The 18,893-nt window shown below is 72.5% G+C and carries 21 protein-coding genes; 11 read left to right on the forward strand and 10 right to left on the reverse strand.

Features of this window, described 5'->3' with window-relative positions; translation table 11 throughout:
- Positions 1 to 82 precede the first annotated feature (82 nt).
- Both BMY61_RS34375 and BMY61_RS34380 read right to left on the reverse strand, forming a co-directional pair.
- Positions 83 to 1,696, reverse strand: coding sequence for a CYTH and CHAD domain-containing protein (locus BMY61_RS34375; protein ID WP_052439425.1), 1,614 nt, complete (start codon positions 1,694 to 1,696; stop codon positions 83 to 85).
- Positions 1,697 to 1,734: 38 nt separating this feature from the next.
- Positions 1,735 to 2,232, reverse strand: a complete 498-nt coding sequence (locus BMY61_RS34380) for a MarR family winged helix-turn-helix transcriptional regulator (RefSeq protein ID WP_042458222.1) — start codon at positions 2,230 to 2,232, stop codon at positions 1,735 to 1,737.
- A gap of 90 nt (positions 2,233 to 2,322) precedes the next feature.
- Between BMY61_RS34380 and BMY61_RS34385 the strand changes: the two genes are divergently transcribed.
- From BMY61_RS34385 to BMY61_RS34395, 3 genes are all read left to right on the forward strand, one after another.
- Positions 2,323 to 2,877 (forward strand): YceI family protein, encoded by a 555-nt coding sequence (locus tag BMY61_RS34385; protein ID WP_042458225.1) that lies wholly within the window; start codon positions 2,323 to 2,325, stop codon positions 2,875 to 2,877.
- Positions 2,878 to 2,924: 47 nt separating this feature from the next.
- Complete coding sequence (locus BMY61_RS34390) at positions 2,925 to 3,407, forward strand: type II toxin-antitoxin system PemK/MazF family toxin (RefSeq protein WP_042458227.1); 483 nt, start codon at positions 2,925 to 2,927, stop codon at positions 3,405 to 3,407.
- A 93-nt stretch (positions 3,408 to 3,500) separates the two neighbouring features.
- Positions 3,501 to 4,487, forward strand: a complete 987-nt coding sequence (locus tag BMY61_RS34395; protein WP_236656622.1) for an alpha/beta fold hydrolase — start codon at positions 3,501 to 3,503, stop codon at positions 4,485 to 4,487.
- Between the two features lie 54 nt (positions 4,488 to 4,541).
- Here the strand turns inward: BMY61_RS34395 and BMY61_RS34400 are convergent, their stop codons facing one another.
- Complete coding sequence (locus BMY61_RS34400) at positions 4,542 to 5,183, reverse strand: FadR/GntR family transcriptional regulator (protein ID WP_042458229.1); 642 nt, start codon at positions 5,181 to 5,183, stop codon at positions 4,542 to 4,544.
- A 66-nt stretch (positions 5,184 to 5,249) separates the two neighbouring features.
- On the opposite strand from BMY61_RS34400, the gene BMY61_RS34405 reads away from it, so the two are divergent.
- Positions 5,250 to 6,422, forward strand: coding sequence for an amidohydrolase (locus BMY61_RS34405; protein ID WP_042458232.1), 1,173 nt, complete (start codon positions 5,250 to 5,252; stop codon positions 6,420 to 6,422).
- 1 nt (position 6,423) lies between these two features.
- Here BMY61_RS34405 and BMY61_RS34410 read toward each other — a convergent pair whose 3' ends face one another.
- Together BMY61_RS34410 and BMY61_RS34415 are read right to left on the reverse strand one after the other, a co-directional pair.
- Complete coding sequence (locus tag BMY61_RS34410; protein ID WP_042458235.1) at positions 6,424 to 7,395, reverse strand: DUF1152 domain-containing protein; 972 nt, start codon at positions 7,393 to 7,395, stop codon at positions 6,424 to 6,426.
- A gap of 407 nt (positions 7,396 to 7,802) precedes the next feature.
- Entirely contained in the window at positions 7,803 to 8,855 is a 1,053-nt protein-coding gene (locus BMY61_RS34415) for a glycoside hydrolase family 18 protein (protein WP_082015583.1), read from the reverse strand.
- A gap of 81 nt (positions 8,856 to 8,936) precedes the next feature.
- Here BMY61_RS34415 and BMY61_RS34420 point away from each other — a divergent pair, with 81 nt between their 5' ends.
- The 4 genes from BMY61_RS34420 to pgi all read left to right on the forward strand — a co-directional run bounded on the left by BMY61_RS34420 (position 8,937) and on the right by pgi (position 13,601).
- Complete coding sequence (locus BMY61_RS34420) at positions 8,937 to 9,599, forward strand: Pr6Pr family membrane protein (protein WP_063773395.1); 663 nt, start codon at positions 8,937 to 8,939, stop codon at positions 9,597 to 9,599.
- A 305-nt stretch (positions 9,600 to 9,904) separates the two neighbouring features.
- Positions 9,905 to 10,540: a response regulator gene (locus BMY61_RS34425; protein ID WP_042458238.1), complete on the forward strand. Its 636-nt coding sequence runs from the start codon at positions 9,905 to 9,907 to the stop codon at positions 10,538 to 10,540.
- Entirely contained in the window at positions 10,537 to 11,745 is a 1,209-nt protein-coding gene (locus tag BMY61_RS34430; RefSeq protein ID WP_052439426.1) for a sensor histidine kinase, read from the forward strand. Before BMY61_RS34425 ends, BMY61_RS34430 begins: the two co-directional genes overlap by 4 nt.
- A gap of 209 nt (positions 11,746 to 11,954) precedes the next feature.
- Positions 11,955 to 13,601, forward strand: a complete 1,647-nt coding sequence (pgi, locus tag BMY61_RS34435) for a glucose-6-phosphate isomerase (RefSeq protein ID WP_042458242.1) — start codon at positions 11,955 to 11,957, stop codon at positions 13,599 to 13,601.
- A 10-nt stretch (positions 13,602 to 13,611) separates the two neighbouring features.
- Here pgi and BMY61_RS34440 read toward each other — a convergent pair whose 3' ends face one another.
- Positions 13,612 to 14,397 (reverse strand): SDR family NAD(P)-dependent oxidoreductase, encoded by a 786-nt coding sequence (locus BMY61_RS34440; protein WP_042458245.1) that lies wholly within the window; start codon positions 14,395 to 14,397, stop codon positions 13,612 to 13,614.
- Between the two features lie 97 nt (positions 14,398 to 14,494).
- On the opposite strand from BMY61_RS34440, the gene BMY61_RS34445 reads away from it, so the two are divergent.
- The gene (locus BMY61_RS34445) at positions 14,495 to 15,325 is read left to right on the forward strand and encodes a thioesterase family protein (RefSeq protein WP_042458248.1); all 831 of its coding nucleotides are present in this window, start codon (positions 14,495 to 14,497) and stop codon (positions 15,323 to 15,325) included.
- A gap of 1 nt (position 15,326) precedes the next feature.
- Here BMY61_RS34445 and BMY61_RS34450 read toward each other — a convergent pair whose 3' ends face one another.
- Both BMY61_RS34450 and BMY61_RS34455 read right to left on the reverse strand, forming a co-directional pair.
- Positions 15,327 to 16,541: an RNA polymerase sigma factor gene (locus BMY61_RS34450; protein ID WP_425314728.1), complete on the reverse strand. Its 1,215-nt coding sequence runs from the start codon at positions 16,539 to 16,541 to the stop codon at positions 15,327 to 15,329.
- A 2-nt stretch (positions 16,542 to 16,543) separates the two neighbouring features.
- Positions 16,544 to 16,867 (reverse strand): YciI family protein, encoded by a 324-nt coding sequence (locus tag BMY61_RS34455; RefSeq protein WP_042458253.1) that lies wholly within the window; start codon positions 16,865 to 16,867, stop codon positions 16,544 to 16,546.
- A 112-nt stretch (positions 16,868 to 16,979) separates the two neighbouring features.
- Here BMY61_RS34455 and BMY61_RS44465 point away from each other — a divergent pair, with 112 nt between their 5' ends.
- Positions 16,980 to 17,183, forward strand: coding sequence for a hypothetical protein (locus BMY61_RS44465; protein WP_052439427.1), 204 nt, complete (start codon positions 16,980 to 16,982; stop codon positions 17,181 to 17,183).
- 9 nt (positions 17,184 to 17,192) lie between these two features.
- On the forward strand, positions 17,193 to 17,576 hold the full coding sequence (locus tag BMY61_RS44470; protein ID WP_052439428.1) for a Uma2 family endonuclease: 384 nt from the start codon (positions 17,193 to 17,195) through the stop codon (positions 17,574 to 17,576).
- 11 nt (positions 17,577 to 17,587) lie between these two features.
- Here BMY61_RS44470 and BMY61_RS34465 read toward each other — a convergent pair whose 3' ends face one another.
- Both BMY61_RS34465 and BMY61_RS34470 read right to left on the reverse strand, forming a co-directional pair.
- A complete protein-coding gene (locus BMY61_RS34465) occupies positions 17,588 to 18,364 on the reverse strand; it encodes a hypothetical protein (protein ID WP_042458256.1) in 777 nt (258 codons plus the stop codon).
- 10 nt (positions 18,365 to 18,374) lie between these two features.
- Positions 18,375 to 18,863, reverse strand: coding sequence for a GNAT family N-acetyltransferase (locus BMY61_RS34470; RefSeq protein WP_042458260.1), 489 nt, complete (start codon positions 18,861 to 18,863; stop codon positions 18,375 to 18,377).
- Between the last annotated feature and the right edge of the window lie 30 nt (positions 18,864 to 18,893).

Consider the following 18,893-nt stretch of genomic DNA (forward strand, 5'->3'; position numbering starts at 1 on the left):
CACTAGGGCAGGAATCCGCTCCCGAGGCCCGAGTTCATCAGCAGTTCCACCGATCGTGGAGACGAGGACAGGTCGGTTCCCGTCACTTCACCCGGACGGCACTCGCCGTGGCCTGGAGCGCGGGCAGCTGGGCCTCCGCGGCGGTGATCGCCTCGCGTTGGCGGACGTAGAGGACGCCGTAGCCGAAGCCGGGCTCACCCGCCCGGTGCGCGGTGGCGGCCAGCTCCGGCAGGGCCTGGGCCGCGATCAGTGCGTCCTGCCGTTCGCCCAGCACCGTCTGGAGGGCCTTCATCGCCGCGGCGAAGCGCGGCTGCGCCGCTCCCTCGCCCGCGTAGCGGGCCCGCTTGGCGGCACGGCGGGCCCGGTGCAGGGCCTCGTCGCGCTCGGAGCCGGTCGGCAGCGCCAGGGCCTGGGCGACCCGGAGGCAGGCGCGGTGACGTTCGCGGGTGAGCAGCCGTCGCACCTCGCCGGCCGCCGGACGGTCGGCGCGGCGCCGCAGCGGGGGGTGCGCGGCGAGCGCCTCCAACGCGTCGAGCAGCGCGAAGTAGCGCGGGCTCTCCAGCTCGCGGACGGTGAGCCGCCAGGCGGTCCGGTAGCCCTGCCGGGACCAGGTCCTCAGCCGGCGCCGCATGGGGCCGGGGCGTTCGGTGCGGTCGAGGGTGTCCAACTCACGCAGCAGCCGCTCACCGAGCACCTCGCGGTCCCGGGCGGTACCGAGCGTCTGCCCGAGCCAGCGCAGCTCCTCCTCCAGCCCGGCCACGTCGTCCAGTCGTAGCAGCCGCTCGTGCACCCGCAGCGTGCTGCGCAGCCGGCGCGCGCAGACGCGCATCTGGTGCACGGCGTCGGGGGTGTCCCGGCGCACCTCGGCGTCCTGCGCGAGCAGCTGCGCGATCTGCTGCCGCAGGAGGGCGGCCAGCAGGGCGCCGACGCTGTCGGGCACGGGTTCGCGGGTCGGCTCGGCCGCGGTGCCGGCATGCCGGTCTGTGTCCGCGGCGGCGGTGACCGGCCCCAGGGCGCGGGCGAGTTTCGAGGCGCTCGCGCTCCGGTGCAGCCCGGCGGCCAGCAGACGCGCCTCGACGGCGTCCAGCAGCGGGCCGTCGCCCTCGACGAGCTCGGCCTCGACCTCCTGCCAGCGCTGCTCGTGGCGGACCGCACCGGAGGGCTCGAGGGCCCGGGCGGTCACGGCGTCCTCGGCGAGCTCGGCGAGGACGCGGCCGGTCCCGTCGGTCAGCAGGGTGCGGCGCCGTTCGGTGGCGAGCTGCGCGATCGGTGCGAGGCGCCCGTCGCGGACGTAGGCGCGTACGCGGGTGAGGAACTCGGCGGGCACACGCGCCGGGGCGTCCGGGGCGTCCGGGTCCAGTGGGAGCTGGAGCTCCAGGCGGGCGCCGTCCGCTGCGGGGAGCTTGAGGTGCCAGCCGGCGTCATGGCCGCCGGTGCGGCGGCGCAGGGTGATCCGACGGGCGAGCAGGCGCAGGTCCGCGGTGTCGTAGTAGACGGCACGCAACTGCTCGGGGTCGGCGGCGACGGCGGTGACCGGCCCGTCCGGGCCGGGCCCGGGGAGCGCATCGGCGAGCGGAGCGAGAGGCACGCCGGCATCGCCCTCGTACTTGCGCTCGCGCTCGAGGTGGCCCTCGGCGGAGGTGGTCCGACCGGACCGCTGCGCCGGGGGCTTGCCGACCGTCGTCTTGTGGGCCATCGTCCGCGCTCCCATCCAGGATCTTCCCGGTTTCCCGTTCAGCTATCCGGGTCGAGGGCCGGGCAACCCTGCATGGCGCCGAGAATCCTTTCTGATATCTCGGTCAGCTGGGTCAGCTGCTCGCCGGAGAGCGGGTCGAAGAAGAGTTTGCGGACCAGCTCGACGTGGCGTGGCGCGGCGGCCTCGATGGCCTCGCGGCCGGCGTCGGTGATCAGCACGAAGGAGCCACGGCCGTCCTCGCTGCACTCGGCGCGGGAGATCAGGCCGCGCTTGACCATCCGGGCCAGGTGGTGGGAGAGGCGGCTCTTCTCCCACTGGAGGTTGCGGGCCAGCTCCAGCACCCGGACCCGGCCGTCGGGCACGTCGGTCAGTACGACCAGCACCGAGAAGTCGGCGATGGAGAGGTCGGACTCGGCCTGTATCTGGCGGGCGAGCTGGGCGTCGAGCTCCTGGCGCATGCGCATGAAGGTGCGCCACAGGTGCTGCTCCTCGGGAGTCAGCCACCGCGGCTCGGTCTGGGGAGGGGTGGTGGGCATGAGGAAATTCTACCCCCATTGGTTGACATGTCATCCATGGGGGTGCACTCTGTAGATGACGGATCAACCACTTGGAACCCGGGAGTCATCATGAGCGTCACCACCATCACCCCCGCCCTGACCGGCAGCTACACCATCGACCCGGCCCACAGCCGGATCGGCTTCGTCGCCCGGCACGCGATGGTCACCAAGGTGCGCGGTTCCTTCAACCGCTTCACCGGCAACGTCGCGGTGGACGCGGAGCAGCCCAAGAACTCCTCCGTGGACCTGGTCATCGAGGTCGACAGCATCGACACCCGCAACGCCGACCGTGACGGCCACCTGCGCACCAACGACTTCCTCGACGTCGCCAACCACCCGGAGATCACCTTCCGCTCCAACGACGCCGGCTTCGACGGCGAGACCCTGGAGCTGACCGGCGACCTCACCGTCCGCGGCGTCACGCAGCAGATCACCGTCCCGTTCTCCTTCGAGGGCGCCGCGACCGACCCGTTCGGCAACCAGCGCCTGGGCTTCGAGGGTCAGCACGCGATCAGCCGCAAGGACTACGGCATCACCTGGAACGCGGCGCTGGAGACCGGTGGCGTCCTGGTCAGCGACAAGATCGTGCTCGAGTTCGAGATCTCCCTGGTCAAGAGCGCCTGAGCAAGGTCTGAATGCAGTACTCCGGTTGAGGGCGTTAGCCTGTCCGCATGATCGGTCTGACTGACTCTCACCACGGCGAGCACGACGAGAATCCCGGCCGCTACGGCTCCACCGCCACGATCGAGGTGGAGCCGCGCGGCCTGCGTGTCGTGCACATGAGCTACGCACCCCGGCACGACGGCGACCCGGACCCCGGCGAGGTCGTCTGGACCTGGGTGCCCTTCGAGGAGCGCGACGGGCGTGGCAAGGACCGCCCTGTGCTCATCGTCGCCCGCGAACACGCGGGCACGCTGCTCGCGGTCGAGCTGACCAGCAAGCGCCACGACCGCAGCACCGGCGACGACGTCGCGGAGTGGATCGCCCTCGGCGAGGGCCCCTGGGACCGCGAGGCCCGCGACTCCTGGGTCAACCTGGAGCGTGTCTTCCGCATCCACCCCGCCGGTATGCGCCGCGAGGCCAGCTCCCTCGACCTCGACCGCTTCACGCTGGTCGCTGCCCGGCTGATGCACCTGTACGGCTGGCAGGTCTGACCCTCCCGTCCCGGCCCCCTGTTCTCACGCACCGTCAAGCAGCCCTAGTCTGAATCGGGTTGTGATGGGACGGAGTACGAACAAGGGGGCCTTGTGCACGCGATCGAACACCACGACATCCGGGTCAACGGCGTCACCCTGCACTACGCGGCCGCGGGGGAGCCGGACGCGCCGCTGGTCGTGCTGCTGCACGGCTTCCCCGAGTGCTGGTACTCCTGGCGTCACCAGCTCCCCGCGCTGGCCGCGGCCGGCTACCGCGTCGTCGCCCCCGACCAGCGCGGTTTCGCGCGCAGCGACGCGCCGGCGGCCGTGGAGGCCTACAGCCTGCCCCATCTGGTCGGCGACGTCGTCGCGTTGACGCGGGAGCTGGGCGCGGACCGGTTCGCCGTCGTCGGTCACGACTGGGGTGCGCCGGTCGCCTGGCAGACGGCGCTGTTCCGCCCCGACCTGGTGCGTGGCGTCGTCGGCCTCAGCGTCACGCCGCCGTTCCCGCGGCAGGGCGACACCCCGCCACTGGCGGTCATGGACGCCCTGTTCGAGGGGCGCTTCTACTGGAACTACTTCTGCCGTCCGGGCCTCGCCGACGCCGAGTTCGCCGCCGACCCGGCGCGGACCTTCCGCTCGTTCCTGTACGGCGCGAGCGGCGACAACCCGCGCAACGACCCGCAGCCCGCGCAGCCGCTGACGCAGCCGGACGGCACCTTCCTCGGTCACCTCGACGACACCAAGGACCTGCCGGCCTGGCTCAGCGACGCCGACATCGCCGTGTTCGTGGCGGAGTACGAGAAGAACGGCTTCACCGGCGGGCTGAACTGGTACCGCAACCTCGACCGCAACTGGGAGCTCTCGGCCGCCTGGGACCGCCTGCCGCTGCTGGTCCCGGGCCGCTACATCACCGGTGACCGCGACCTGGTCGGCAGCTTCCCCGGCATGCAGGAGGGCGTGGCCGCGCTGCCGCTGCTCTACCCGGCACTGCAGCCGACCCTCACCCTCCCCGGCTGCGGTCACTGGACCCAGCAGGAGCGCCCGGCCGAGGTCAACGCCGCACTGCTGGAGTTCCTGGCCGGCCTGCCCGCCTGAGTCCGCCACAGTGAGGTGGGTCCGCCACAGTGAGGCCGCCGGACCGGGCCTGCGCTACGCCTCGACGATCGTCAGCGCCGCGGCGGCCGCTGCGGCCGGATCGCCGTCCGTGAGGGCCCGGAGCAGGTCCGCGTGCGCGGTGGTCGTCGAGTGCTGCATGTGGTCCGCGAGGACCACCTCGCGCAGGCCTTCGCACAGGTTGCGGTAGAGGTCGGTCAGCAGGCGGTTGTGCGAGGCCTGCGCGATCCGCAGGTGGAAGGCGACGTCGGCGTCGGCGAAGGCCTCCAGCTCGCCGGCCTCGAACGCGGCCCGGCGCCGCGCGGCGATCTCGCGCAGGTCGGCGAGGTCGGCGTCGGTGCGACGGGAGGCCGCGAGCCGGGCGGCGAGCAGGTCGAGGCCGAGCCGGACCTCGGCGATGTCGCGTGACGCGACGCCGTCGAGGACCCGGCCGAGCGCCGCGTCCGACTCGTCGGTCGCCGTCACGTACGTCCCCGACCCCTGGCGGGTGGTGAGCAGGCCGGCGTGGACCAGCGCGCGGACCGCTTCACGCACCGACAGACGGCTCATGCCGAGCGTCTCCGCGAGCTGCGCCTCCGAGGGGATCCGCTCCCCGACGGCCCAGCGTCCCGCCCCGATCTCCCCGCGGAGCTCCGCGATGGCGGCGTCCACCAGCGAGCCGCGTGCCACGTTCCTCATGCCGCCACTCTTTCACGGGCCGCTCCCGCAGAGGCCAAGTCATCAGACATCTGATAAATATGGAGCATGAGCCACGACATCCTGTTCACCGGTGTCCGCCCGTTCGGTCAGGCCCGACGCGACCTGCTGGTCCGCGACGGGCGTCTCGTCGAGGGCGTGCCGCCCGCGGGCGCCGAGGTCGTGGACGCTTCGGGGCTGCTGGCACTGCCCTCGCCCGTGGACGCGCACATCCACCCGGACAAGACCACCTGGGGCGACCGCTGGCTCAGCCGCGAGCCCGCCGCGGACCTGGCCGCACTGATCGGCTACGACGTGACGACGCGCGCCGCGATGGCGCCGGTCGCGCAACGGGCCGGGGCGCTGATGGACAGGGCGGTCGCGCGCGGCACCCGCGCCTGGCGGGCCCACGTCGACGTCGCGCCCGCCTACGGCCTGGCCAACCTGCAGGGCGTCCGCGAGGCCGCCGCCGCGCGCGCCGAGCTGCTGACCGTGCAGACCGTCGCCTTCCCGCAGCTCGGCGTGCTGAGCCGGCCCGGCACGACCGAGCTGCTGGCACAGGCCCTGGACGAGGGCGCCGACGTGCTCGGCGGGCTGGACCCGGTCGGCGTCGACGCCGACCGTGACGGCCAGCTCGACCTGCTTTTCGCCCTCGCCGAGAGCCGCGGCAAGCCGCTCGACATCCACCTGCACGACGGCGGCGCCGAGGGCCTCGACCAGGTCACGGAGATCGCCGGTCGCACCCGGGCACTGGGCATGCAGGGCCGGGTCACCGTCAGCCACGCCTTCTGCCTGGCCGAGTGCGCGCCGGACGCGCTGGGGCGGATCGCCGAGGTGCTGGCCGAGTCGGGCGTCGCGGTCACCACCTGCGCTCTGGGGGCGGACCCGGTCGTGCCGTTCCCGCAGCTGACCGCGGCGGGCGTGCGGGTGGCGCTCGGCTCGGACGGGGTGCGCGACCCGTGGACACCCTTCGGCGACGGCGACATGATCAGCCGCGCCCACCTGCTCGCCTACCGCACCGACGCCCGCACCGACGCCGATCTGGAGGCCTGCTACCGACTCGCCGCCGAGGGCGGCGCGGCGCTGCTCGGCCTCGAGCCCAGCACGCTCCTGCCGGGCGCCCCGGCCGACTTCGTCCTCCTCGCCGCCGACGGGTTCCCCCAGGCGGTCGTCGACCGTCCGGTTCCGGCCTTCTCCGTGCGCGCGGGCCGCATCGTGGCCCGCGACGGCGCGCTGCTCTGACTCAGTGCGGGAACGCCCGGGGCGGGCGCAGCGCGGGCAGCGAGTCGCGGAACTCCTCGATCACCGTGCTGATCTGACGGGTCAGCACGGTTCCCTCCAGTAGCGGCAGGTAGAGGTTGCGGCGGGCCAGGGCGAGGGCGTCGACGGCGAAGTAGAGCGTCATCAACGGGTTGACGAAGAGCTCGCTGTGGCGGGTGCGGTCGGTGAACCGCACGTCGCCGAACTCGCCGAGCAGCGCGGCGGCGACGGAGCCGTTGACGATGCTCGGGTGGGAGGGCGTCTGGGCCCGGGCATGGGCCACGGCGTCCAGGTAGCAGGCGCCGGCGCGGCTGTCGCGGGGGAGGGAGAAGGCGCCGAGGTAGCCCCCGTCGCGGTCCAGGGCGGCGAGGTTCTCCAGCACCAGCGAGTGGTTGACGCCGTGGTAGGCGTCGACGCCGAAGCCGAGGCAGACCACCAGGCGCTCCGCCACCTCGTCCTCGCCCAGGCCGGCCACCGCGGCGAGGCTGGCCATGTCCTCCTCGGGCGTGCCGAGGCCGTTCTCGTCGCCGCGCATCAGGATGTCGGTCCCGCCGTCGACGAGGACGATCGCATCCACCCCGCCCAGGTGCGCGATCAGCGCGCGGTAGGCCTCGCGCAGCGGCTGCACGCCGACGCGGTCCAGCGCCCAGACGGTGTCGGGTTCGCCGTGCAGACGCAGCCAGCGGGCGAGGGAGCGCTCGGGGAAGTAGTCACCGCGCGCCTCGGTGTCGGGCCGGATCGCGGCGACGCCCTGGTCGAGCCAGACGTCGAGGTCGAGCCCGTACAGGTCGGCGAAGGAGAGGTTGGCCAGGTGCACCTCCCGCCCGTCCGCGCGCAGCGCGAGCGCCAGCGGGAGACCGGCGTAGACGTCGAACCCGCCGCCGGCTCCGGCGACGAGGATGCGCCGCGCGTCACGCAGGCGGGTCAGCAAGGGGGGTTCGAGGAGGGAGAACACCGGACGAACCTAGCCCCGCCGGGGGAGGTCCGCCCCTGGTTTTCCCCCTGGGACCCGAACCCCGCGGCCCAACTTGGGACCCGAACCCCGCGGCCCAACTTGGGCCCCGAGCCCCGGGTCCCAACTCCGGGTTCCAACCTGGGTCCCGAACCCCGGGTCCCCACCCCTGGCTCCCGAACCCCGGGTCCCCACCCCTGGCTCCCGAACCCCGGGTCCCCACCCCTGGGTCCCGGACCCCGGGTTCCAACCTGAGTCCCGAACCCCGAATCCCACCCCTGGCTCCCGGACCCCGGGTTCCAACCTGAGTCCCGAACCCCGGGTCCCCACCCCTGGGTCCCAATCCTGGGTCCCAACCTGGGTCCCCAACTCCGGGTCCCCGTGCCGATTGTCGGCCCCGATGGTCGGACTCAGCCCCAACCGTCGCGGTAGGCGGACCAGTCCGCGTCAGAGGCGGAGAAGTCCGCGTACAGGGCGACGCCGAACGGGCGGTCGTGGGGTGGGGAGGCGGCGAGGCCGGCGCGGATTCCCTGGAGGGCGGCCGGGATGGTCTCCGCGGAGGCGTGGTGTCCGAGGCTGTCCTCGCGGTAGGCCGGCAGGCCGATCAGGACGTCGACGCTGCGCGGTGCCGCGGCCAGCGCGAGGGTGGTCTGCTGGGCCAGGTAGCCGGCGAAGAGCGAGCGCAGTGGCATCGCGCTGTCGTAGGCCATCACGTCGATCTGGTCGACGCGTCGGGCCACCTCCGCCAGGTAGGCGCGGGACCACCACTTGGGGTGCCCGGTCAGCGCTCCGGCGAGGAACCGCAGTGGCGGCAGGGGGTCGGTCTGCGGGACGGCCACGGACAGCACCCGGCCGTGCGCGCGCGTCAGCGTGTGCAGGCGGTCGAGCAGCGCGAGGTAGCCGGCGTCGCCGGAGTGGACCGGCTCGGTGTCGAGGTTGATGCCGTCGAAGCCGAGCGCCAGCAGCGACGCGGCGGCGGCGACCAGGTGGTCGCGGGTGGCGGCGCGGGCGAGGTCGAGTCCGGTGGGGCCCTCGGAGGCGACGACGTCGCCGAGCCAGGCCTGCACCCGGACACCGGGCGCGAGGCGGTGGAAGGTCGCGATCACCCAGGCGGCGCGGGGCGCGAGGGCGGGGTCGAGGGTGCCGTCGTCACCGGTCGGGCCCACGTGGACGTAGAGGTCGCGCACGCCGAAGCCGGTGCCCGCGCCGCCGAGGTGGTGCAGCAGGGCGACGGCGTCGGCCTCGGTGTGGCGGCCGTCGACCCAGGCGTGGCCGAGCCAGACGGCGTCGTGCCCCTGGGTGCGGGCGTCCGCGGCCCGCCCGGCGCCGGCCGCCCAGAGCTGTCCGAACGGCAGCAGCGCCAGGGCCAGGGTCAGCAGCGGAACCGCCGCCCGCCGGGCACCCCAGTGCCACCACCGCATGTCGTCGTGCCTTTCGCCGGTTTCACCCTGTCGTTCGGACATGATGATCGGAAGATCGCCTCCGGTTCCCCGACCGGGGGCTGCGATTCCCCGGCCAGGGGCGCGGGAGTGGAAGGAGTGGGCGTGCCGGAGCAGCAGTCACTGGGACGGGCGACGTCCGGCGTCGTCGGGGCGATCCGCTTCGCCTTCGGAGCGCTCACGGCCGTGGCGCTCGGGGTCCAGGCGTACCACTCGGCGTCGGAGGGCCGGTCCCTCGCCAACTTCTTCAGTTACTTCACCATCCTGAGCAACTGCTCGATGACCGTTGTGCTGCTGGTCGGCGGAGTGCTGGGGATGGCCGGCCGACGCGGGGTGCCGGACCTGCTGCGCGGCGCGGTGACGCTCTACATGGCGATCACCGGCATCGTCTACGCGGTCGCCCTGGCGCAGTACGAGGCGCTGGGCACGATCCCGTGGGTCAACGACGTGGTGCACCGGCTGATGCCGGTGGTGATCTTCATCGACTGGCTGGCGGTGCCGCCGCGCCGCCCGGTCCGCTGGACGCAGGCCCTGTGGTGGTTGGCCTTCCCGCTGCTCTATCTGCCCTACACGCTGATCCGCGGCCCGATCGTGGACTGGTACCCCTACCCGTTCCTGGACCCGCGCGAGAAGGGTTACGGCCATGTGGTGATCTCGTCCCTGGTGATCACGCTGACGTTCCTCGGGGTGGGCGTGCTGCTGGTGTGGGCGGGCAATCTCTTCCGCGAGCGCAGGGTCGTGCAAATGGCGCATGCGGACAAAGGCTGAAAATCAGGAAATTCTGCTTCCGGAACCCCGTCGATCGGGCGGTCCGCGGGCCCTCGTGGTGGACGGGCACCCCCCCGTAGTGCCCGCCACCAGGCACGTCGCCGTGCGGTGCGGCCATCATGGTCGTGCGCGAACGGGTCTCGGCACCCCCGTCAGGAGGGCGGCATCCCGCCGATCGGGGGTTCGATTTTCATAAGGTTGTGCCCTGAGGTACGGTCGCGCGAGGTGCGCTTGGCGCAGGACGGAACACACAGGCAGGAAACAGACGCGTGGTTCCAACGCAAGCGAGCGGTCCCATCAGGGCCATGATCGTCGACGATGAAGCGCTGATCCGATCGGGTCTCGCCATGATTCTCGGCAGTGCGCCCGACATCGACGTGGTCGGTACCTGTTCCGGCGTGGAGGCGGTGGCCGAGGTGCGCCGCCACCAGCCTGACGTCGTCCTCCTCGACATCCGCATGCCCGACGTCGACGGCCTCACCCTGCTTCGCCGCATCCGAGAGCTGCCGGCCGCCCCGTATGTGGCGATGCTCACGACCTTCGACACCGACGAGTACCTCGACCAGGCGTTGCGCCTGGGCGCCAGCGGCTTCCTGCTCAAGGACACCGAGCCGGACGTGCTCGCCCGCTCCGTGCGCGCCGTCGCCACCGGCGCCGGCTGTCTGTCCACCCCGGTGCTCCGCCGTCTGGGCCAGAACCGCCGGCAGGCCGACCACCCGGCGGCCGCGGCCGTCGACACCCTGACCGAGCGCGAGCGCCAGGTCCTCGCCTTCCTCGGCCGGGGCCTGTCCAACGTCGAGATCGGCGCCCGGATGCACCTGGGTGCGGCGACGGTCAAGGACTACGTCAGCGCCGTGCTGACCAAGCTCGGCGTCACCAACCGCATCCAGGCCGCGGTCCTGGCCGAGCGCGCCGGGCTGCTGGAGGAGAGCGAGCTGTGAAGCACCGCCTCGAGGTCTGGGCCGCGCGAACCTGGGCCGGGCTCAAGGGGCGGGTGATGAGCTGGCCCGGCTGGGTCCGCTACTGGCTGATCACGGTCGTGATGGTGGGCGTCGCCTACCTGGACGTCACCGAACCCAACTACCCGGGCCCCAAGGACTGGACCTACTGGGTCTCGATCCTGGCCTGTGTGGTCATCGTCGCGCGGCGCCGCTATCCGCGGCTGGTGCTCTGCCTGACCCTGCCGGGCCTGTACGCGGGCACCTCCCTGGTCGCCGCGATGGTTGCCCTCTACGCGGTGGCCCGCTCGCGCCGGGCCGCCTGGCAGGCGTGGCTGGCGTCGGCGTTCCTCTGGTTCGGCACGTACCTGCCGTGGCCGATCAGTAAGGTCATGACGGAGTCCCCCGGCGACCACGTCCAGCGGGTGATCTACGCCAGCATCTACGCCATCGGCCCGACCGCACTGGGTCTGCTGGTGCAGACCCGTGAGGCGCTGCGCGCCCGCGTCCAGGAGCTGGCCACGCTGCGCGACCACGAGCGCGAACTCCACGCGCAGACGGTCATCGCCCGCGAGCGGGCCCGGATCGCACGCGAGATGCACGACGTCGTCTCCCACCAGGCCGGACTGATAGCCGTCCAGGCGGGTGCGCTGCAGGTCACCGCGAAGGACCCGGACGTCCGCGAGGCCGCGGGGACGATGCGCGGCCTCGCCGTCGCCACGCTGGAGGAGCTGCGCAGCATGATCCTCGTGCTGCGTGCGGCCGGCGCGGGCCCCACCGAGCTGGCCCCGCAGCCCCGGCTCGCCGATCTGCCGCGCCTGGTCGCGGAGTCCGAGGCGGACGCCTCGCTCGACGTGGTCGGCTACAGCGAGGACGCCCTGCCGCTGCTGCCCGAGCCGATCGAGCGCGCCGCGTACCGCACCGTCCAGGAGGCGCTGACCAACGCCCGCAAGCACGCCCCCGGCGCGGCGACGTCCGTCCGGGTGGAGCTGCGCGAGGACTGCCTGCGCGTCGCGGTCACCAACGCGGCGCCCCCGACCGGCCCGGTCGACCGCGACCCCCAACTCCAACTCCCCGGCGGCGGCCACGGCATCGTCGGCCTCCGGGAACGCGCTGCCCTCCTCGGCGGAACCCTTGCCGCAGGCCCCACGGCGGACGGCGGCTTCAAGATCCGCCTCTCACTGCCCCTGACGGCGTCGGCACGCTAGGGCGTGCCGCCCCGGGGGATCGGCTCGGTCGGTGGTGAACCGCCCGCGGGCACCGGACCGCTGGCGCGAGGACGCCGCTGTCGGGCCGCGAGGGGGACAGCTTCGACGGGTGACGCTCACCTGGTGCAACCTGCTGTTTCCTCAAAAGGCATAGGCTCGTCCTCGACGAATCGGCTCGTGAGGGCGGGCCGGTGTTGGAAGGACGTGTGATGACCCAGGGAACCCGTCTGGACCAGCTGCCCGAGTGGGCGGCGCTGGCCGCGCACCGCGCAGAGTTCGGGGAGACGCACCTGCGTTCGCTGTTCGCCGAGGACCCCAAGCGCGGCGAGTCGTACACCCTCCAGGTGGGTGACCTCTATGTCGACTACTCCAAGCACCTGGTGACGGACGAAACGCTGACGCTGCTGCGCAAGCTCGCCGAGGTGCGGGGCGTGGCGGCGCTGCGGGACGCCATGTTCCGCGGCGAGAAGATCAACATCACCGAGGACCGTGCGGTGCTGCACACCGCGCTGCGCGCGCCCCGTGGCGCGGTGGTCGAGGTGGACGGCGTCAACGTGGTGCCTGAGGTCCACGCCGTGCTCGACAAGATGGCCGACTTCTCGCGCCGGATCCGCTCCGGCGAGTGGAAGGGCCACACCGGCAAGCGGATCCGCAACGTCGTCAACATCGGCATCGGCGGTTCGGACCTCGGCCCCGCGATGGCCTACGAGGTGCTGCGCAGCTTCGCGGACCGCGACCTGACGGTGCGTTTCGTCTCCAACGTCGACGGCGCGGACCTGCACGAGGCCGTGCGGGACCTGGACGCCGCAGAGACGCTGTTCATCGTCGCCTCGAAGACGTTCACCACCATCGAGACCGTCACCAACGCCACCAGCGCCCGCACCTGGCTGCTGGAGCAGCTCGGCGCCGACACCGACGCAGTGGCCAAGCACTTCGTCGCGCTGTCGACCAACGCCACCGAGGTCGCGAAGTTCGGCATCGACGTGGCCAACATGTTCGAGTTCTGGGACTGGGTCGGCGGCCGCTACTCCTACGACTCCGCGATCGGCCTGTCGCTGATGATCGCCATCGGCCCGGAGGCGTTCGAGGAGATGCTGGGCGGCTTCCGCCTGGTCGACGAGCACTTCCGCACCGCGCCGCCGGAGCAGAACGTGCCACTGCTGCTGGGCCTGCTGGGCCTTTGGTACGGGGCGTTCTTCGACGCGCAGGCGCACGCCGTGCTGCCGTACTCGCACTACCTGTCCAAGTTCACCGCCTACCTGCAGCAGCTGGACATGGAGTCCAACGGCAAGTCCGTGCAGCGCGACGGTCAGCCGGTGCACTGGCAGACCGGCCCGGTCGTCTGGGGAACCCCGGGCACCAACGGCCAGCACGCCTACTACCAGCTGCTGCACCAGGGCACCAAGGTGATCCCGGCCGACCTGATCGGCTTCGCCCGTCCGGTCGCCGACCTCGCGCCCGGCCTGGTGGCCCAGCACGACCTGCTGATGGCGAACCTGTTCGCCCAGGGCCAGGCGCTGGCCTTCGGCAAGACGCCGGAGGAGGTGCGCGCCGAGGGCGTCGCCGAGGAGCTGGTGCCGCACAAGACGTTCCAGGGCAACCACCCGACGTCGACCATCCTGGCCGGCGAGCTCACGCCGTCCGTGCTGGGCCAGCTGGTCGCCCTGTACGAGCACAAGGTGTTCGTCCAGGGCGCGATCTGGAACATCGACTCCTTCGACCAGTGGGGCGTCGAGCTCGGCAAGGTGCTGGCCCGGAGGATCGAGCCGTCCCTCGTCGAGGGCACCGGCCTGGACGCGCTGGACTCCTCCACCGCCGGACTCGCCACCCGCTACCGCGAGCTGCGCGGGCGCTGAGTCCCGGGGGTCACCAGGGCATCGCCACGCCGCCGTTGGGACGCAGGATCTGACCGGTCACGAACCGGGCGGCATCGCTGACCAGGTAGTGGACGGCGTGGGCGATGTCCTCCGGCTCGCCGATCATGCCGAGCGGGGACATCCGCTTGAGCGGCTTCTCCGCCGCGGCGCGCGCGGCCTCGTCGATGCTGCCGTCGGGCAGCAGGTAGTGACGGGAGGTCATCGCGGTGCGCACCAGACCCGGTGCCACCGCGTTGACCCGCACGCCGTAGCGGCCGACCTCGGCGGCCAGGTTCTTGGTCAGCTGCACCACGGCGGCCTTCGAGACGCTGTAGCTCATGATCTCCGGCGTCGCGCTGTCCACCGCGCCGGACGCGGTGTTGACGATGGCACCGCTGCCCTGCGCGCACATGATGCGCGCCGCCGTCTGGCAGGCGTGGAAGGTGCCCTTGAAGTTGACCGCCCAGACGGCGTCCAGGTCCTCCTCGGGCACGTCGACCACGAGGCCGGTGCGGATGATCCCGGCGATGTTGCACAGGATGTCCAGCCTCCCGTGGCGGTCGGCGGTCCCCTGGATCAGGTCGACGACCTGCTCGCGCCGGGCGACGTCGACGTGGGCCGGCACGCCGTCGATCTCCGCGGCGGTGCGTTCGGCGGCTGCGCCGTCGACGTCCGCGCAGACGACCCGCGCCCCCGCGTCGGCCAGCAGGCGCGCGGTCGCGCGTCCGATGCCGCTGCCCGCGCCGGTGACGACGGCGACTCGCTTGTCCAGTGCGTACGCGCTGAAATCCACCATGCCGAGGTGGTAGCAGATGCGCCTTGACGTTGGAAGAACCGTTGCGCTTAACTACCGTTAAGTAACTTATGACGGTGGTCAGAATCAGGGAGTCGAGATGACCGAGTTCGAGCAGGGCACCGCGGTCGCCCGACGTGCGGGCGCGCCCGGCGTCTACGACGCCGAGCTGGACGCGGGCTGGCGCATCGGCGGCGGCATCAACGGCGGCCTGCTGCTCTCCCTCGTCGGTCGGGCCCTCGGCGACCACCTCGGTGAGGCCGGTGGCCACCCGCAGCCCGTCTCGCTGAGCGGTTACTACGTCTCACCCTCCCGTCCCGGCCCCGCCGAGGTCCACGTCGAGCAGATCCGCAGCGGCCGCACCCTCTCCACCGGCGCCGCCACCCTGCGCCAGACCGCGGACGACGGCACCAGCGTCGAGCGCCTGCGGGTGCTGGCCGGCTACGGCGACCTCTCGCGCTCCGACGAGGATGTGCGCACCAGCGCCAAGCCGCCGCAGCTCCCGCCGGTCGAGCAGTGCATCGGCACCGACGCCGCCCCGCCGCAGTTCCTCGCCTCCGCGGAGCTGCTGCAGCGCCTGGACCTGCGCCTCGACCCGGCCTATGTGGGCTGGGCGCTCGGCAAGCCCTCCGGCGAGGGGAAGATCCAGGGCTGGCTGCGCATGGCCGACGGCCACGAGCCCGACCCGCTGCTGCTCCTCTTCGCCGTCGACGCCCTGCCGCCGACCACCTTCGACCTCGGCCTCTTCGGCTGGACGCCGACGGTCGAGCTCACCGTCCACGTCCGCGCCCTGCCCGCCCCGGGCTGGCTCCGCGTCGTCCACTCCACCCGCAACCTGGCCGGCGGCTTCCTGGAGGAGGACTGCGAGATCTGGGACTCCAACGACCGCCTGGTCGCCCAGTCCCGCCAGCTCGCGGTCGTGCCGCGCTAGCTCAGGGCAGTTGCTTCCGGCGGCGGGTCAGGGCGGCGGTCTCGGCGGCGTTGCCCGCCAGGTCGATCGCCCGGTCGTAGGCCGCCTGCGACTCCGCGGTCCGGCCGAGCCGGCGCAGCAGCTCGGCACGGGCCGCGTGGAACGCGTGGTAGCCGTCGAGCGGCTGCGCGAGCCGGTCGACGGAGGCCAGCGCCACCGCCGGGCCGTCGAGCTCGCCGAGTGCGATGGCCCGGTTGAGGGCGACGACCGGTGAGCGGTCCAGGCACACCAGCTGGTCGTAGAGGGCGACGACCTGCGACCAGTCGGTGTCCCGGAAGTCGCGGGCGGAGGTGTGCACCGCGTTGATCGCCGCCAGGAGCTGGTAGCGGCCGGGCGCCTGCCCGGACCCCAGCCGCTCCCGCACGAGCCGGTGACCCTCGGTGATCAGGCCCGCGTCCCAGGCCGTGCGGTCCTGCTCGTCCAGGGCGACGAGCTCGCCGCCCGGCGAGACCCTCGCAGAGCGGCGGGCCTCGGTGAGCAGCATCAGCGCGAGCAACCCCGCCACCTCGCCGTCCTGCGGCAGCAGTTCCCGGAGCAGGCGGGTGAGCCGGATCGCCTCCGCCGTCAGGTCCTGGCGGACCGGGTCGGTGTCGGGGCCGGTGGCGAGGTAGCCCTCGTTGAAGACCAGGAACAGCACCGTGAGCACACCTGCGACGCGCGCGGGGAGATCCTCCGCGGCCGGCACCCGGTAGGGGATCCGCGCCGCCTTGATCTTCGTCTTCGCCCGCGTGATCCGCCGCGCCATCGCGCCCTCCTGGACCAGGAACGCCCGCGCGATCTCGGCCACGGTCAGCCCGCCGACCATGCGCAGCGTCAGTGCGACGCGGGCGTCCGAGGCCAGGGCGGGGTGGCAGCAGACGAAGACCAGCCGCAGCCGCCCGTCCTCGACGGCGCCGACCGACTCGGGCGGATCCTCCTGCCACATCCCGGCCTCCTGCTGCTTGGCCTCACGCCTGCTCTCACGCCGGATCCGGTCGATGGCCTTGCGGTGCGCGGTCGTGGTCAGCCACGCCCCGGGGTTCGGCGGCACTCCGTCGGCCGGCCACCGCTCCACCGCCGTCGCGAACGCCTCGGCGGCGGCCTCCTCGGCGATGTCGAGGTCCCCGAAGCGGCGCGCCAGCACGGCCACGACCCGGGCCCACTCCTCCCGGTGGGCCCGGGTGATCGCGTCGTGCACCGTCACAGGAACGGCCGGACCTCGACCTTGCGGTGGCACGCCTTCGAGCCGTCCGTGGCCAGCTTCAGTGCGACGTCGAAGTCGGGCGCCTCGATGATCCAGAAGCCCACCACGTACTCCTTGGACTCCACGAACGGGCCGTCGGTGACGAGCGGCTCCTCGCCGCGGTTGTCGACCACGGTCGCGTTGTCGGTCACCCCGAGGCCCCCGGCGAAGACCCAGTACCCGTCGGCCTGCATCTGCTTGTTGAACACCACGATCGCGGCCTGCTCGGCCTCGGTGGCGTTCTCGGCGCTGTCATGGATCACGTTGAGCAGGTACTGCATCTTGATCGTCTCCCGCCTTGCCCGGCCACCCCTCGCGGGCGACCTCTCACCCTTACTACGAACGCCCTCGCTCCGATCGGACACCACACCCGGACGTATGTAGTTTTGGGGCATGACCGATGACCGTCCCCAGGCGGCCCCGGAGGAGATCTCCCGGTTGCGTGCCGTCGCGGACGAGCTGACCGAGGTCGCCGCGCGCCAGCAGGAGCACTGGAAGGTCGAGATCACCGACGGCCAGGTCACCGTCATGATGATGAGCCCCAGCGGGCAGCACGGGGTCAACGTCATGCGTCTTCGTCGCCAGATCGAGCAGTAGGACCCGGGCGTGGCGGCCCTCTCCGCCACGGACACCGAGGACCCGGTGACAGGCCTGCGCAAGGTGCCGGACCTGATGGTGGTCCCCGAGTCCGAGGTCGACGCGGTCGGCGCCCGGGTCAGCAGCCGCGTCGTGCTCCTCGCCGTCGAGGTCGTCTCCCCGGGCAACCCGCGCAACGACCTCGAGGTCAAGGCGCGGGACTACCCGGCCATGGGCGTGCCCCGCTACCTCGTCGTCGACCCCCGTAAGGGCGCCGGCACGGTCTACTCCGACCCGTCGCAGGGGCCGGACGGCATGCGCTACCGCAAGGCCGTGCCCTTCGCCTTCGGCGACCGGATCTCCGTCGGGCCGTGGAGCGTCGACACCTCGGGCCTGCGGACGTACGAGGACTGACAGGCGCCGGCTCAGGCCTGGCGCGGGCTGCGCCAGGCGGCGACGCCGGCGAGGGTGAGGCAGCAGGTGAGGCCGATGCCCCACGCGTCGCCCTCGTAGCGGATCGACGGGTCGGCCGCCGCCTCGCGCAGCCGGTCCGCCGGGATCACCGTGTACTCCGTCGAGTCGGTGGCGGTGACATGGCGGACCTCGATCCAGCCGTTGCGGACCAGCGGGAGGAGAGGCGCCAGTTGGTCGTCGACGAAGGCCAGGCGGGCGGCTGCGTCCAGGTCCTGCGGCGGGTCGGGCCAGATACCGTAGGCGCCGGTCAGCCACCCGCTGTACTCGAAGGCGCAGACCAGGAGCCGTTCCTCTGCGGGGCCGAACGTGGGGTGCCCCTCGGCCGGGAGGCGGTCGACGAAGGACGTCAGGTGCTCGCTCAGCGCGGGATCCACATCGAGGACGGTGCGGCGCTTCTGGGTGGGCGCGAGGCGCCAGTTGTCCGGGTCGGCCAGGAACGCGCGCTGGTCGGCCGGCGGGAGCCGGTCGTGCAGGTGGAACGGAGGCTTTCCCGTCGCCTCGGCGACAAAGAGCTCGCCACGGTCGTGGAGGTCCAGGGCGACGGGCCTCAGTTCGGCCGCCAGTCGCTCGGCCTCCTCCACCGTGATGCTGCGCAGTGGAGCGTCCGCGCACCCCGCCCAGCGCCGCGCCGTCGAGTAGTGCTCCGGTGACCACGCGGGGAGCGCGTTCCGCGCGCCCCCACGCAACAACGTCTGCTCGGCGAGCGTGAGTGAGTCCCAGTCCCGCACGTTCGGATCCTTACAGCTTGACGTACATGATGTGCAGCCCGACGTAGCCCTGCGTCGGGTGGTGGAAGCCCTCCGGGATCGTCGTCATGATCTCGAAGCCGAGGGACTCGTAGAGGTGCACCGCGTGGGTGTTGCTCGCCGCCACCGCGTTGAACTGCACGCCGCGGAAGCCCTGCTCCCGTGACCAGCCCAGCAGGTACCGGCACAGGGCCCCACCGACGCCGCGGCCCTGGTGCTTCGGGTCGACCATGAAGCTGCCGCTGGCGATGTGCGAGCCCGGGCCCATCTTGTTGGCGTACATGGTGGCGGTCCCCAGCACCTGGCCGGAGCGGTTGACCGCCACCACGACGTGGCCCGGTGGGCGGACCATCCACATCGCGCGGCCGGTCGCCTCGTCGACGTCGGTCGGGTAGGTGAAGGTCTCGCCGGCCGCCGTGATCTCGTGGAAGAACGGCCAGATCGACGCCCAGTCGGCGTCCGTCGCTTCGCGGATCTGCATGGCGCGATCCTGCCACCGCGACCCGCCCGA

Origin of the sequence: Streptacidiphilus jiangxiensis (assembly GCF_900109465.1) — a bacterium.
In the GTDB taxonomy this organism is placed as follows: Bacteria; Actinomycetota; Actinomycetes; order Streptomycetales; family Streptomycetaceae; genus Streptacidiphilus; species Streptacidiphilus jiangxiensis.

What these genes read in the sequence shown, in the direction of transcription:
- BMY61_RS34415 (WP_082015583.1), bottom strand. Translation starts at nt 8,855, where the DNA reads ATGTCCGAACGACAGGGTGAAACCGGCGAAAGGCACGACGACATGCGG.
- BMY61_RS34390 (WP_042458227.1), top strand. Translation starts at nt 2,925, where the DNA reads ATGATCGGTCTGACTGACTCTCACCACGGCGAGCACGACGAGAATCCC.
- BMY61_RS34405 (WP_042458232.1), top strand. Translation starts at nt 5,250, where the DNA reads ATGAGCCACGACATCCTGTTCACCGGTGTCCGCCCGTTCGGTCAGGCC.
- BMY61_RS34375 (WP_052439425.1), bottom strand. Translation starts at nt 1,696, where the DNA reads ATGGCCCACAAGACGACGGTCGGCAAGCCCCCGGCGCAGCGGTCCGGT.
- BMY61_RS34380 (WP_042458222.1), bottom strand. Translation starts at nt 2,232, where the DNA reads ATGCCCACCACCCCTCCCCAGACCGAGCCGCGGTGGCTGACTCCCGAG.
- BMY61_RS34445 (WP_042458248.1), top strand. Translation starts at nt 14,495, where the DNA reads ATGACCGAGTTCGAGCAGGGCACCGCGGTCGCCCGACGTGCGGGCGCG.
- BMY61_RS34425 (WP_042458238.1), top strand. Translation starts at nt 9,905, where the DNA reads ATGATCGTCGACGATGAAGCGCTGATCCGATCGGGTCTCGCCATGATT.
- BMY61_RS34385 (WP_042458225.1), top strand. Translation starts at nt 2,323, where the DNA reads ATGAGCGTCACCACCATCACCCCCGCCCTGACCGGCAGCTACACCATC.
- pgi (WP_042458242.1), top strand. Translation starts at nt 11,955, where the DNA reads ATGACCCAGGGAACCCGTCTGGACCAGCTGCCCGAGTGGGCGGCGCTG.
- BMY61_RS34400 (WP_042458229.1), bottom strand. Translation starts at nt 5,183, where the DNA reads ATGAGGAACGTGGCACGCGGCTCGCTGGTGGACGCCGCCATCGCGGAG.
- BMY61_RS34455 (WP_042458253.1), bottom strand. Translation starts at nt 16,867, where the DNA reads ATGCAGTACCTGCTCAACGTGATCCATGACAGCGCCGAGAACGCCACC.
- BMY61_RS34470 (WP_042458260.1), bottom strand. Translation starts at nt 18,863, where the DNA reads ATGCAGATCCGCGAAGCGACGGACGCCGACTGGGCGTCGATCTGGCCG.
- BMY61_RS44465 (WP_052439427.1), top strand. Translation starts at nt 16,980, where the DNA reads ATGACCGATGACCGTCCCCAGGCGGCCCCGGAGGAGATCTCCCGGTTG.
- BMY61_RS34440 (WP_042458245.1), bottom strand. Translation starts at nt 14,397, where the DNA reads ATGGTGGATTTCAGCGCGTACGCACTGGACAAGCGAGTCGCCGTCGTC.